A 13,354-nucleotide genomic window follows, 5' to 3' on the forward strand; every position below is an offset into this window, starting at 1 on the left:
GGAAGCAAAACAGAAAAACAAACATGAAAAGCAAACAGAAAAACAAACATGAAAAGCAAATAGAAAAACAAACATGAAAAGCAAATAGAAAAACAAACATGAAAAGCAAACAAGAACAGCATGAGGAACGAAATAAAAATAAGAAAAGATAAAAAATAAGAAAAGATAAAAAAATAAGAAAAGATAAAAAAATAAGAAAAGAAAAAGAGATTTTTAAAAAAATCTCATTTTAACTTTTCATGTTCGGGTTTCCCATCTCAGCTGCTTTCTTTCTTGCTCTGTATCTCATGTAGAGGTAAGCAATGATTAAAATAAGCAGTGCAATGAAGAATGCCAAAGCAAGTGCAGCCAGCACATTGAAGGAAGATCCGACAGGCTGCCCTTCTTCCTTTTCGACGCCTTTCGTGTTGTCGTTATCGCTGCTGCTTGTATTATTGGATCCGTTGCTTGTGTTGTTGGAACCGTTGTCGTTGTTTCCGCTGCCTGAGCCCAATTCTTCAATTTCGGCAATTGAATAGAAATAATAGCGAAGATCGGAAATGTAGTAGGAGGGGAGAGACATTTTCGAAACGGGACCGGACGGCGGGATACCATTTGTACCGGATTCGGCGCGAATGTTTAAGTTTTCGGCGATCTGCAGATCCATGCCGTCTGACAAACTCAAATTATTTTTCAGGCCGAAGACCAGCCATTGCTCAGAGGAAGGGCCTATATATATTTCATCCGGACCGTATACGCCGTGATATTCCAAAAGGCCGACTTCGTCGCCTTGATCAATACTTACGGCATTTTGATAATCCGTCAGCCAAAGACCGTCAATTGACACTAAGTCATCTTTTTCGCCTCTGAAAACGTTTTCGACATGAACGCGCAAAATTTGGACATCGGATGTTCCGAGCACTTTGTCTTTGAAAATCCAATTGCTGCCGCCGGGCTCACTGCTTGTTGTCACAATGCTTGAATTCAAGATTGTGCCGTCTTTTTGAAGTTCAAGGTGCGCCTGGTTGCCTTCAACGTCAATATCGAGAATGTGAAGGGTATATCCTTTGCCCAGCTCGATGAAACCGCCTTTGTTCAGCGTGTGTTTGTCATCGCTGTCGATAACAAGCGGAGCAAATTTTTCAAGCTTGGTTGCATCGTGCTCATGGAAACCGCTGATATCAACAATATTGAACGGAACATAAAGTTCGCCGAAATACCCCATGACATCATAACCGGAATCCCAGGAGTTGAGAAGAGTTTGATCTTCTCCGAGACCGTCATTCGGGAGATATTCATAATCGGTATGGACATAAGTTGTCACATATGCGAAAGATGAAAGATCATCCGTGAATTTTGTGCCGTCAGGAATGGCGAGCAGGAATTCGGTAAACAAATGTTTATCCAAATCATAGAAAAATCCGGGGAAATTGAAGAAAGAATAGAAATTCAAAATACCAAGCCGATCAACGGGCCGATTTGCGAAAGAAACGGCGCTTCTCAATTCATATTTCCCGGGCTCTGTATATTCTTCGAAAAGATAGAATCTGTTGTTGAATTCATAATCTTCATCCCGTTCCGCAGGAGGGATTTCAAATCCGTCCTGAACTTTCAAACTCCAGTTTTGGCCTAAATCGATGACAGCGCCGCTGCTCAAAGAAATATCTTTGGCGACATAACTCAATCTTTGGGAATTGACGTCATAGGCTTCCCATTTGCCATAATCTTCATCGGATTTAACTTCAAAAGCGTTTAAATAATCGGCAAGCCAAAGGCCTTCGATTTCAACGATTGAGTCTTTCGTTCCCTGAAAAACATCTTTGACGTGAACGCGCAGAACCTGAACATTTTTATCGTTCAGAACATCTGTTTTAAAAATCCAGTCGCCGGACATTCCGTCGCCTGTTGTGACGATGCTTGAATTTAATTCATTTCCGTCATGCTTCAAGACCAAATTCGCTTTTTTACCTTTGACGTCAATCTGATCAACCGCCAGCTCGTATCCGCCGCCCAGCTCAATGGAAGAGTTCGCAGATAAAGTATACTTCAAATCATCGTCCGTCACCAGCGGCGCCAATTTGTTGGCACGGGGGAGATATTCGTCGGGAAGGTAAGGAAAAACTTCTTGATTAAAATAAAATAAGGGTCATGAGTAGAATAGAATGAAGTTTTCATAGGAATTTCAGGAATTTATTTCATGATTTTTTACTATTTCCATTAATCTTGTTGCATTATAACTCCTCTCGGTACTGAATTTTAAATACAGGATTCGTACCAAATCCGGAACAGAATTTTTACAGACATTAATTTTTGTTTGCAAAAATTTTAAAACGATTTTTCAACAAATTTTTCGGTAACAGTGTGTTTATTTTATATTGGGATTGTTGTGCTGTTCTCATCTTGGCCCTAAAATAAATTGCCGTAATACAACTCAGAGCCTTGGAAGACAAAAATTTCATTGCTGCTCAATGTAACATAAGGCTTTCCGAAAAATCCGATGACCCCAAATGTGTCATAAAAAGTCCAAACGACCGGATCTTCGGAACCGAAAAGTTCGGTCAAATCGACTTCCTGAGACCATTCGTATTCATATTTTTTAAGAGCAGGAGACGTATTGTAAAAAATATTCAAATGCCCCGGATCAAGAAACGACAAATCATCAACATCGTAAGTATCGAAGTAAATAAATTCGGTCCACAAATTACTTTTCATATCAAAATACAAAACAGGCCATACCCCGCTCATTGAAACAGAATCAAGACTCCAAGGAGAAATGATGCCGTATCCATAATCACCAAAATCCTCATAATAATATTCAAGAACAGAACTCCGATATTCAACGGAATCCGCCGCAAAAGACAAGCCGGCCAATGATAAAAGAATCAGCCCTGTCACCAATAAAATGTTAAAATTTTTAAATCTCATAACTTCAACCTCTAACGAGAGAACTTTTTAAAAAAACCATACCTTAAAACGCCTGAACGTTTTTCGAGTTCAGTGAATACAAAAATAATGAAAGTATTCTTAACTGCCGAGAAACGGAAAATGCAGAGATATTATATAAAATGATTGCTATGATTTATGCAAAATTCAATAGGAATAGACCAATCACATAACATTGAAAAACAGACCAAAACAAAATGAAATAAAATCCAAAAAAACGAATGAAACGAGAAAAACAACAAAAAAGCAACAAAAACAAAATAAGCAATTTTTAAAAACAACAGAAAAAAAAAGAAAAAAGTAAAGGATTTCAGAGAAATCCTTACTTAATTTTTAAATCGTTCAATCACACTTATGCCTGCTTCTTGTAAACCATGAAGTAGTATGCTGCACCGCCGATGATGATGATCAAGACGATTGCACCAATGATGTACCACATGTATTTAGACCAGAAGGATTCCCCGGGTTCCTCAGGGCCGGGTGCCGGTTCTGTGGGTGTGGGTGTAACTTCTGTGGGTGTGGGTGTGGGTGTTTCTGTGGGTGTGGGTGCAGGTTCAGAGGGTGTGGGTGTGGGTGTTTCGCCGCCGTCACCGATTTCATAAGCGACATAGAAGTAGAATCTGGTTTCTGTGTCGTTGTCATTGGTCTTGAGGTACATGTTGTTTGCAATCTGCTTGTCCATGTCTTGGCTCATTGTAAAGTTAGAGTCCAAGTCGAAAGACAAGTATTTCATGCCAGCGAATGTAGTACCAGCGGCCCAGGTGTCTGTACCAACGAAGTTAAGAGCACCGTATGTGTCATCAGCTTTGATTTCTGTTGCATTAACATAGTCCATAAGCCAAAGACCATCGATTTCGACAAGGCTGTCCTGTGTTCCCTGGAACACGTCTTTCACGTGAACTCTGAGAATCTGGACATCAGTCTTGCTGAGAAGCTTGTCTTTGAGGATCCAGGTGCTGAGTGTGTCGTTTGTGTTGATAATGCTGGAGTTCACTTCTTTGCCGTCCTTCAAGAATTTGAGGTAAGCTTTGTTACCGTCAACATCAATCTGGTCAACAATGATAGAATAGCCAGAACCAAGTTCGAGGGTTGCGCCTGTCTTTAATGTGTATTTTTCATCATCATCAATGATAAGTTTAGCCATCTTTTCAGGTTCAAGGTCAGTTCCAGTTTTCAATGTACCGTTATTATCAACCATGTTGAACGGAACATATTTTTCACCAAAGAAGCCCATAACATAGTATTCTTCAGCAGGGGGGTTGGGTACAACACCAGGCTGAGTCCAGTTGTATTCATACGGGACTTTTTGGGGTGTGGTGGTGTAAGTCAAACCTGCACCTTTTGTGACATTGACATTGTTTGTAATGGTAAGTGTCATTTCTTCAGTCCATTTGCTGTTATCAACATCATAGTAGAAAGCAGCAAAGGAGGTGTAGTCGTACACAAAGGATCCGGTTTTATATTCTCTGACATCACTGCGAACTTCATATGTACCTGCTTCGGTATATTTTTTAATGAAGTAGAACTGGTCGGTTGTACCTGCACCTGTGTAGTCAGTTTCGGTTTTAATAATGACATCTCTGCCAAGGTCAGTTTCCATGTCGCCACTTAATGTAATGTTAGTTGCTTCATAAACCAATTCTGTCTTGGAAGCAGTTGAACCGTTGAATTTACCGTAGTCAACATCAGATTTAACTTCAATTGCATTAAGGTAGTCGACCATCCAAAGACCGTCGATTTCAACAAGGCTGCTTTCAGTTCCCTGGAAGACATCTTTAACGTGGACTCTCATGACCTGCATGCCACTTTCACCAAGGACTTTAAGGTCGTAGATCCAGTCGCCGCCGGAGCCGATTGTGGAGCTGTTGTCGCCCTGTGTGTTCACAATGCTGGAGTTAATTTCCTTGCCATCGTGGAAGAGTTTAAGGTAAGCTTTGTTACCGTCGACATCAATCTGGTCAACAATAATAGAATAGCCGGAACCAAGTTCAAGGGTTGCGCCTGTTTTTAATGTGTATTTTGTATCATCATCAATAACAAGTTTTGCAATCTTGCTTGCATTGACATCGATATTGAGTTCAGATGTGTTTTTGTCACCGAGTGCAACATAGGGTTCTGCGAAGAAGCCGATGATTGCGAAACCGTATTCATCAGTAGCAGGAGCAGCGGGTTGTGTTCTCTCGCCCCAGCTGAATGCATATTCTTGGAATTCAGGGCTGGTTCTGTATGTGATGTTAATCTGGTTATTTTTCACTACGCCGCCACCATCAACGGTTTTGGTGATGAAAAAGCTTTCTGTAGCTGCTCCAGAGTCAAGGTTATAGTAAAAACCTGCCCAGGTTGTTGCATCAATGTACCAAGAGTCGCCAGCAGCACCGGCGCCAATCGGAGGCATATAATCCGGAACAGTTGAATCATAATTAAAAGTTCCATAGTGCAAGATTGTACTTCTGATTTCGACCTCGTCAACAGAAGCTGCAGATGCAGTTCCGACGAATGCGAGAAGAACAAGTAATGCAACTAATAAGTGTTTCATTTGCATTTATTTTTCCTCCATATTAGAATGGTAAACGCGGGTTTTGTTATTCGAAAAGGAACGGAAATCAACGAATTGTCGAAATGTGTTCGAAAATCATTGAAATATCCGGATTTTTTGGTTATTTTATCCGAATTCAGTGATAGTCACGAATACCCGAGCTTATACAGAGGATAAAACTGACAAAAGGGTTATTAAACTTTTGCGGTCTTATAAATAAAAATAAGGGCAAAACTTCACTTTCAAACGATTGAGGGGTCGATAATCGACGACAAGAATTATTGAAAGCAGGGGGGCTATAAGATGAGAGGGCGTGTTTTGCCGATTGTGTTTTTTAGGCAAAACGATATGTTTCAGAACGAAATAAGACCAAATTTCGACTTTTTTGGAATGGATTTTGAAAAATGCCGTAAAAGGATTTAATTTTGTCGTTGAAAATGTTTGTTGTTTGAAGAAAAACGAAGGAATGAATCAGAATGATCAACAGAATATAGTTAAAGAATAATTAACCGAATAATTAACAAAATAGTTAACAAGATAGCCAATGAACGAAAGAAATGGAATAAAAGAGAAATAAATAATGAAGAAAGGGCAAAAAGAGAGAAAAATTTCAATCCTAATCTTCAATCAGAGATATAATATAGGAATTATATGAGAATGAGGAATTATATGAGAGTGAATTCAATGAGGAATATAATTCACATTTTATTTTAAAAATTGTTGCATGAAAGCAAATCGGATTTTGTAAATCGTACATGGGATGTTTGAGAGATTTGATTTATTATTTTTTTAAATTGCCCTTCATCCAACAAACCACCCTCGTGAAGGACAGCTGATTCAAGTTCTTGAAAATATTCAATGAAATAAACGCTGTCAACCCGGGCAAAAGAAAGGCGGTTAAACGGCGGTTTGAACGGATAGATTGAAACATATCGGTCGTCAAACATGAGGCGTTTTTTATCTCCTTCATCTGATGCAACATTTAATAAAATCAATTCATTTGTCGATTTATCGTGTTGGATGACAAGAAATGTTCGTTCTTTGGTCGGCGGGTAATTTTTAAAAAGTTTGTACATTGATTCTTCATCTATGTAATGAGGAAGTGACAGAAGAAGACCGTGACGGCATTCAATCACTTTTTAACCCCTCCGCCGAATCCCCTGATTCAGAGAATCTGTCCGCGAGGATAACATTCTCAATCAGAATCATTTCCTTTTCCGTCAGTTCTTCAAACGGCATTTCTGCAAGTTTTGTTATTTTGAAACCATCTTCTGCGCATGACATGTTAAGATATTTTTTCCAGGTCTGTGAATTATGGCTTAATTCAATTAATTCATCAGAATCTGCATCTCCAAACAGTTTTTCTGTAAGGTGAACAGAATCTAATTGAGAATCTGACAGTTCGGGAGTGTTTCCTGTATTATAATCACTGTAATTGTAATAGTAATCCGTTCTGATTTCTTCAACGACCGGCCCCTTTGAAAAGGCGAAGAACGGTTCATTAAACAAATATTCTTTATAATTATAATAATGGATCAGCCATGCAAAAAAAAGAAGCTTCTGAAGCTTTACATTCCCTTCCAATGAATTTTTTGGATTATCCAATCCTCTGGATGCAAACCATTGAGCAATTTCTTTTGCACCGCGCAGGTTTTCTGCAATTTCAGCTGTCATTTTTTGCCTCCCAATCATTTTGTCTCCGTTTTTGTCGTTGAGACATATAAAATACATATAAAAGATTGATACGGACGATAATTAATAGAAATACATTTGCACCAATCTGCATTGATAAAGAGGTTTTAGGGAGTATAAATAGCTTATTAAAAAGAGTTTGCCGCAATTGATTTTTGAACATATTTAAATATAAATCATATTTTATAACAAAGTAATCTGATAAAATGACCAAGCTCCTCAATTTTTCCGAAAAAGGTTTGCATCGGCAATTATCAGGATTATCATTTTTGGAATCTGCAAAAAAAGTAAATCGGCCGAGATCAAAAATCAAAAATCAAAATCAGATTATTTCCGTTGATTGGCCGCCGACATTTTTTTCAGATTTTCTTTTGAAATCTTCTCTTGACATAAACATTGATCCCGGAGCGGCTTTGTCATTACCTAATTCGATTAACATCGCGTCAACCTCTTCGGGAGTCATTTTAGAGAGAAGAACTTTTGTTGCTTCTAAAGCCTCTTCCATATCTTTGACCATGCGGTCTTCTGCCTATTTTTTCATAATTTGATCCATAATTATCACCACGAAGGAGTTCCTCTCAAAGTTAGAAATCTAATAAAAGTATCTATGTGTTTTTCGTTTATAGTATATTCTGAAACAATCCCGATCTTTTTGAAATTCTTCACACAATAAATTCGATAAGGAATTAATGCCTGGGGAGCTTTATTTCTAAAATTTGGTTTGTTCGTCAATTTATATAAATTTGAAGTTAACACGACCATATCATATTTATCTTGAAGATTCATTTTTTCGAAGAGGTAATCATATACAGTAGTGTAAAATATTGTATCGGCATTGCAAATTTTATATAAATTCTCATAAATTTCATTGAACATTTCTTTTATCTTAAAATTGTCCATGTCCAAATAATTGATGTCAGTCATTTTTGCAACAATAACACCGTGCTGGGACTGAAATCTTGAAATCAGTTCATTCAATTCGCCGTCGGTTAAATCAATCCCGGAAGACATTTTTTGAACCGGAATTTTCAAACACGGATCACCGTTGAATTTCCACCAAATTGCAAAAAATTCACTGTCGTAAAAATAAACGCCCGCTCCCAAGTAATTATCCTCACTGATAGAAGGCTTAAAACCTTCAGAGACAATTTTATCGACATTTTCACGAGAAGTTCCGTGAAACAATGATATGTCCCGAATAACAGAGACAGGACAATCATCAAACAAATTTGAAAACATTTTATCAACTCCGTTATTATTATTTTCCAATAAAAACAGAAGCGATAAATACTTTATTAAATAATTCCGGAACGAATAGAATGAAAAAATATAATTAAAATGTAATTAAAAATGTAATTAAAATGTAATTAAAAATGTAATTAAAATGTAATTAAAAATGTAATTAAATTAAGAAATTATCGGATAATTCGGCGGCTTTTGCTTATGCGCCGCGGATTTCATCCGAAGAAGAACGGATTTGTATTGTTTTTCCGTCAATCCGATTTTTTCAAAAGCGGATTTTAACGCTTCCGAATCGGGATTGAGCTTCAAAACGTCATCGACGCCTTCTGTTTCCGCCGTTTTTTCAAGTTCGTAAAGCAAAGAATCCAGCTGCTCATACCGAAGACCGAGATCGGCTTCGTCGGACTGACCGTTCCAAAATCCGGCGGACGGTGTTTTGGATAAAATCGATTCCGGCAGATTCATGTGTTTTGAAAGCAGGCGAACTTCCGTTTTGTACAAATCGGCAATCGGGTCGAGGTCGACACCGCCGTCGCCGTATTTCGTATAATATCCGGTCAGACGTTCGGTTTTGTTTTTCGTCCCGATGACAAGCAGATTGCCGGTGTTGGCATAATAATAGAGCAAAGACATCCGCAGCCGGGATTTTAAATTGCCGAGAGAAAGAGCGGAGCTGCCGGATTCTGAAAACAAAACGGGAAAGGAAAAGGAAGATTCGGCGGCATTTGCCGTCGGATATAAATTAATTGTCTGAAGCGTCAGCCCGAGCTGTTCGGAAAGAATTGACGCGTCTTTCAAATCGTCGGAATTACAAGGAGAATCATCCGCCGCATTGTAAAAGAAAATCGGATGAACATTTTTTGCCCCCAGCGCTTTAACAGAAAGCGCGGCGACAAGCGCCGAATCAATGCCCCCGGAAAGACCGAGGACGACGCCGCGGCAGCCGGCATCGCCGGCAATATTTCGGATAAAAGCGATGATTTTTTGCTCGGCTGCCGCCGAATCAAAATTTTGAAAAGGAACGGGGACGGAAAATGAAATAGCAGTCATAGAGAAACGTTCGGCGGGATTGGTTTTAAAGTTTACTGAAAATATCACCGGATTTAAGATTTAAAACTGTCGATTTTGAAAAAAACGATTTCATTAAATGGTTTTGAAAAAATTCAATTGTATGAACACTTTTGACAAAACAAATATCGGCATTTATCCAAATGTCATTGCTGAAAAGCGTGAGCTGTTGCAAGAATATACTACTTTTCGGATCCCGTATACAGATCGAAAAGACTTGTCATCGGCAGAAAAAGTTTGTATCGGCAATTATCAGGATGTGCATTTTTGGAATAAACAGAAAAAGGATTGGAATTTTAATTTACCGAAAAATTGGGAAATTAAACCGTGGTGCTATGCTATAAATTCGTGCTGTCGCGACACGACTTTTTAGAGAAAATTATCAACCGCAGAAAAAGAACTCATCGAATTTAATATTCAAAATATTGACAATGCCATTCGAAAAAGCAAAACCGACCGAGAATATACCATATACAGAGGCGTTACGGACCTCAGCTGGCTGAAAAATGCGAATGTGGGAGGTACATTCACAGAAAAAGCATTTGGAAGCTTCACATTGGATTTAAACAGAGCATTACGGTATTCAAATCCCGAAAACCCGATAATTTTTCAATTGGAAACAGAAAAGGGAACGAATATGCTGTATGTAGACAGGAGTGAAAATGAAATATTGCGTCCCAGAGAATCAACATATGAAATCAAAAAAATTCAAAAAATTTATTTAAGAGAAACAACAGAACATACAATATATAAAATTGAAATGCCGGAGGAATAAGCTGTGTGGTATGAAACTTTTGATGAAATATTTACTTATGTCGGGCAAGCGCCCGAGCCGACTCCGGAACAAGCAGAAGAAACAAAAAAACGATTAAAAAGAATGGATGAAGATTTAGAACGTCAAATCCAAAGAATAAAAGCGGGAATCCGACTGGACGGAACCCGATATGATGAAGAAGAACTCGTTATTTTTAAGTCTATTTATGGAGAAGATTAACAGCATTCTCCGGATTATAGATCTCTTTTTTAAAATTTCAATTTTTACAGATTTTAATTATTGGCGCAGTTTTTCCATTAAGCCGATATAATTAATCATACAAGCGATTATTTTCAATGAAGATGATACCTATTCATTGCGTCTTCCGCCCGCAATCATATCGGTTTTCAAGGTCAGAAAAATGAAAAATGAATTTTTTAGAAAAAGAAACGGGAAATGAAAAAAGAAAGGAAGAAAAACGATTTGAAATCAAATCGTTCTTAACGCGTCCACCGGATTCATATCCGCGGCCCGCTTTGCCGGATAAGCGCCGGCAACGACGCCGATTATAATTGAAATCAAAATGGCGCCGGCAATCACGCCGTAAGAGAGGGACATGGTAATTCCAAGCAGAGAAGAGCCGATGTAAGAAATAATCAGGCCCAAAACCGTTCCGATTGCCCCGCCGATGACGCTGATGACGATAGATTCAATGATGAACAAAACGAGAACATCAATGGAAGTGTAGCCGAGCGCTTTGAGCGTTCCGATTTCTTTGGTTCTTTCCGTCACAGTCACAATCATAATATTCATAATGCCGACCGAACCGACAACCAAAGAGATGCCGCCGATTGCAATTAAGAACAGCTGCATCGTCTGCGTCATTTCGCTGACTTGTTCTAAAATCTCAACCTGATTCATCGTCCAAAACGGAACCAAGTCGCTGTTGTCTAAATTGCGCTCGGAAACACCCAAATTCCGCGCCAGATTCTTTTCAATTTCGTCATTCGTTTCCTTGACCGTCTCGTCCGATTCCGTCATCGCAAACATGCTGCGGTAATCCTGCTGCGCCGTCATTTCCCGGACAACGGCAAGCGGCACATAAATCGCAGTATTGGAGTCGGCGCCCGTGACAATGCTTGTGTTTTCCGAGCCGGCAATCCCTTTGACCTTGAATGTCCGCGTCACATATTCCCGCGTATCATTATTGAAAACAGTGATTTCAACCGAACTGCGCGTCGTAATTTCATTCTTAAAATCATCCCGGGCAACATCTTTTCCGACAACAATGACGGAAGTATCCTGATCGCTGATAAAAACGCCGTCAAGCATCGGAACATTCCCGATTTCCCGATAATCTTCCAGCACCCCGATGACCCGCATATCCTTAGACTCGCCCATGAAAGTCACCGTTCCGTCAACGCCCAGAATCGGAGAAACCGCAACGACGCCGCGCGTATTTCGGACCACATCCACCTGCTGATCAAAGAACAGATTTTCCTTGGTTGACATAATCATAACATAATTCGAGCCGCTGGCGCTGATCTGTTCGGAGAAAAACGCGCCGAAGCTCGCGCCGAGCGTAAACGTCGCAATAACGGCCGCAATACCGATAATAATGCCGAGCGCCGTCAGTCCCGACCGAAGTTTGGAACTTTTAAGGCTTTCAACCGCCATTTTTGCGCTGTGAGAAATGCTGATCATTTTCGACGTCTCCGATTCCTTCCGATTTTCCGATCCCTTCTGATTTTCCGATCCTTTCCGATTCCCTTTACAGATCCCTCAAAGCTTCGACCGGATTCATTCTTGCGGCGCGGTACGACGGCTGAGCGCCGGCCAAAACACCGACCGCAATGGACAAGCCGATGCCGAACAAAATGCTCGAATACGGAATCGCCATTGTCAGACCGAGCAAACTTGCGCCGATGTACGCGATAATCAGTCCGATAATCGTTCCGATCAGCCCGCCGATTGCGCTGATAATAATCGATTCAACGACAAAAAGCATCAAAACATCTTTGGACGAATAACCGAGCGCTTTCAAAGTTCCGATTTCGCGCGTCCGCTCCGTCACCGTGACAATCATAATATTCATAATACCGACCGCCCCGACAACCAAAGAAATGCCGCCAATCGCCAGCAAAAACATTTGAAGCGTATTTGTCAGCGTGCCGATTTGTTCCAAAAGCTCCGCCTGATTCATTGTCATAAACGGAATTTTTTCATCGTCATCCAAATCACGCTCGGAAACGCCCAAATTGCGCGCAAGGCGCCTTTCGATTTCATCCGTCGTTTCATTGATATCCTCACGGGAATCCGACATCGCATAAATGACGTTGTAATCGGTTTCGCCGGTCATGCTCTGCATAATATGCGTCGGAATGCCGATCAGCGTGTTTTCGCTGCCGCCCGTCACCAAACTGGTTTCGTCCGATCCCAAAATGCCGATGACTTTGAACGATTCCGTCACATATTCTTTGGACTGTGAATTGTAAAGCGTAATTTCAATCGTGCTGCGAAGACCGATTTCTTTTCGAAATTCATCCTCGGAAATATTTTTGCCGACGACGGCGACATACGAATCCTTATCGGAAAACATCTGCCCCTCATATATCGGAAGCGACAGGATTTCTATCATATCCTCCTGCGTCCCGAGAATCGTCAGGTTTTTCGCTTCATTGGCAAACGTCACAACCCCCGTCTGCGACATTTCGGTTGCGACACCCGTCACCCCCGGCGTGTTGCGGATAATGTCCAATTGCGCGTCATAAAACAGATTCGGTTTGGACGCGCCGACCATAATGTAATTTGAGCCTTGCGTATCCAATTGTTCCGTAAAATAGCCTGTAAAACTGCTGCCGAGCGTAAAAGTCGCAATCACTGCGGCAATGCCGATAATGATGCCCAGCGCCGTCAGTCCCGAGCGGAGTTTGGCGCTTTTCAGGCTTTCAACAGCCATTTTAAAACAATAAGACAGACTGATCATTTCGGATAACTCTTTTATCGGCGGATAACGCCGTTCTATTTACGGTTAGGCTCTTGATTAGAGAAGTTCATTCTTCATAAATTCTTCTCTGTAAACGAATTAACCGAAACAAACGAAACAAACGAAATAAAATCAGGTATAGGACTGCCGCTAA

Annotated in this window: 12 protein-coding genes; 2 read left to right on the plus strand and 10 right to left on the minus strand. The window is 40.2% G+C overall.

Features of this window, described 5'->3' with window-relative positions:
• Nucleotides 1–229 precede the first annotated feature (229 nt).
• The 8 genes from MmiAt1_RS01600 to MmiAt1_RS01635 all read right to left on the minus strand — a co-directional run bounded on the left by MmiAt1_RS01600 (nt 230) and on the right by MmiAt1_RS01635 (nt 9,442).
• Complete coding sequence (locus MmiAt1_RS01600) at nt 230–2,056, minus strand: S-layer protein domain-containing protein (protein ID WP_318785159.1); 1,827 nt, start codon at nt 2,054–2,056, stop codon at nt 230–232.
• A 329-nt stretch (nt 2,057–2,385) separates the two neighbouring features.
• On the minus strand, nt 2,386–2,904 hold the full coding sequence (locus MmiAt1_RS01605) for a hypothetical protein (protein WP_318785160.1): 519 nt from the start codon (nt 2,902–2,904) through the stop codon (nt 2,386–2,388).
• Between the two features lie 370 nt (nt 2,905–3,274).
• Nucleotides 3,275–5,464 (minus strand): S-layer protein domain-containing protein, encoded by a 2,190-nt coding sequence (locus MmiAt1_RS01610; protein WP_318785161.1) that lies wholly within the window; start codon nt 5,462–5,464, stop codon nt 3,275–3,277.
• Between the two features lie 704 nt (nt 5,465–6,168).
• Nucleotides 6,169–6,594, minus strand: coding sequence for a hypothetical protein (locus tag MmiAt1_RS01615; RefSeq protein WP_318785162.1), 426 nt, complete (start codon nt 6,592–6,594; stop codon nt 6,169–6,171).
• Nucleotides 6,587–7,132, minus strand: coding sequence for a Panacea domain-containing protein (locus MmiAt1_RS01620; protein WP_318785163.1), 546 nt, complete (start codon nt 7,130–7,132; stop codon nt 6,587–6,589). Before MmiAt1_RS01620 ends, MmiAt1_RS01615 begins: the two co-directional genes overlap by 8 nt.
• 340 nt (nt 7,133–7,472) lie before the next feature.
• A complete protein-coding gene (locus MmiAt1_RS01625) occupies nt 7,473–7,667 on the minus strand; it encodes a hypothetical protein (protein WP_318785164.1) in 195 nt (64 codons plus the stop codon).
• A gap of 41 nt (nt 7,668–7,708) precedes the next feature.
• The gene (locus MmiAt1_RS01630; RefSeq protein ID WP_318785165.1) at nt 7,709–8,389 is read right to left on the minus strand and encodes a poly(ADP-ribose) polymerase family protein; all 681 of its coding nucleotides are present in this window, start codon (nt 8,387–8,389) and stop codon (nt 7,709–7,711) included.
• A gap of 168 nt (nt 8,390–8,557) precedes the next feature.
• Nucleotides 8,558–9,442, minus strand: coding sequence for an NAD+ synthase (locus MmiAt1_RS01635; protein WP_318785166.1), 885 nt, complete (start codon nt 9,440–9,442; stop codon nt 8,558–8,560).
• Nucleotides 9,443–9,863: 421 nt separating this feature from the next.
• Here MmiAt1_RS01635 and MmiAt1_RS09395 point away from each other — a divergent pair, with 421 nt between their 5' ends.
• Both MmiAt1_RS09395 and MmiAt1_RS01640 read left to right on the plus strand, forming a co-directional pair.
• A complete protein-coding gene (locus MmiAt1_RS09395) occupies nt 9,864–10,235 on the plus strand; it encodes an ADP-ribosyltransferase (RefSeq protein ID WP_420891265.1) in 372 nt (123 codons plus the stop codon).
• 3 nt (nt 10,236–10,238) lie between these two features.
• Entirely contained in the window at nt 10,239–10,454 is a 216-nt protein-coding gene (locus MmiAt1_RS01640; RefSeq protein ID WP_318785167.1) for a hypothetical protein, read from the plus strand.
• 249 nt (nt 10,455–10,703) lie between these two features.
• On the opposite strand, the gene MmiAt1_RS01645 is transcribed toward MmiAt1_RS01640, so the two are convergent.
• Nucleotides 10,704–11,918: an ABC transporter permease gene (locus MmiAt1_RS01645; protein ID WP_318785168.1), complete on the minus strand. Its 1,215-nt coding sequence runs from the start codon at nt 11,916–11,918 to the stop codon at nt 10,704–10,706.
• Nucleotides 11,919–11,985: 67 nt separating this feature from the next.
• Nucleotides 11,986–13,200, minus strand: coding sequence for an ABC transporter permease (locus MmiAt1_RS01650; protein ID WP_318785169.1), 1,215 nt, complete (start codon nt 13,198–13,200; stop codon nt 11,986–11,988).
• Between the last annotated feature and the right edge of the window lie 154 nt (nt 13,201–13,354).

It is taken from the genome of Methanimicrococcus hacksteinii, assembly GCF_032714515.1.
GTDB lineage: Archaea > Halobacteriota > Methanosarcinia > Methanosarcinales > Methanosarcinaceae > Methanimicrococcus > Methanimicrococcus hacksteinii.

Coding starts and splice junctions, on each gene's coding strand:
- MmiAt1_RS01605 (WP_318785160.1), bottom strand. CDS start 2,904: ATGAGATTTAAAAATTTTAACATTTTATTGGTGACAGGGCTGATTCTT.
- MmiAt1_RS01610 (WP_318785161.1), bottom strand. CDS start 5,464: ATGCAAATGAAACACTTATTAGTTGCATTACTTGTTCTTCTCGCATTC.
- MmiAt1_RS01620 (WP_318785163.1), bottom strand. CDS start 7,132: ATGACAGCTGAAATTGCAGAAAACCTGCGCGGTGCAAAAGAAATTGCT.
- MmiAt1_RS01625 (WP_318785164.1), bottom strand. CDS start 7,667: ATGGTCAAAGATATGGAAGAGGCTTTAGAAGCAACAAAAGTTCTTCTC.
- MmiAt1_RS01630 (WP_318785165.1), bottom strand. CDS start 8,389: ATGTTTTCAAATTTGTTTGATGATTGTCCTGTCTCTGTTATTCGGGAC.
- MmiAt1_RS01635 (WP_318785166.1), bottom strand. CDS start 9,442: ATGACTGCTATTTCATTTTCCGTCCCCGTTCCTTTTCAAAATTTTGAT.
- MmiAt1_RS01645 (WP_318785168.1), bottom strand. CDS start 11,918: ATGATCAGCATTTCTCACAGCGCAAAAATGGCGGTTGAAAGCCTTAAA.
- MmiAt1_RS01650 (WP_318785169.1), bottom strand. CDS start 13,200: ATGATCAGTCTGTCTTATTGTTTTAAAATGGCTGTTGAAAGCCTGAAA.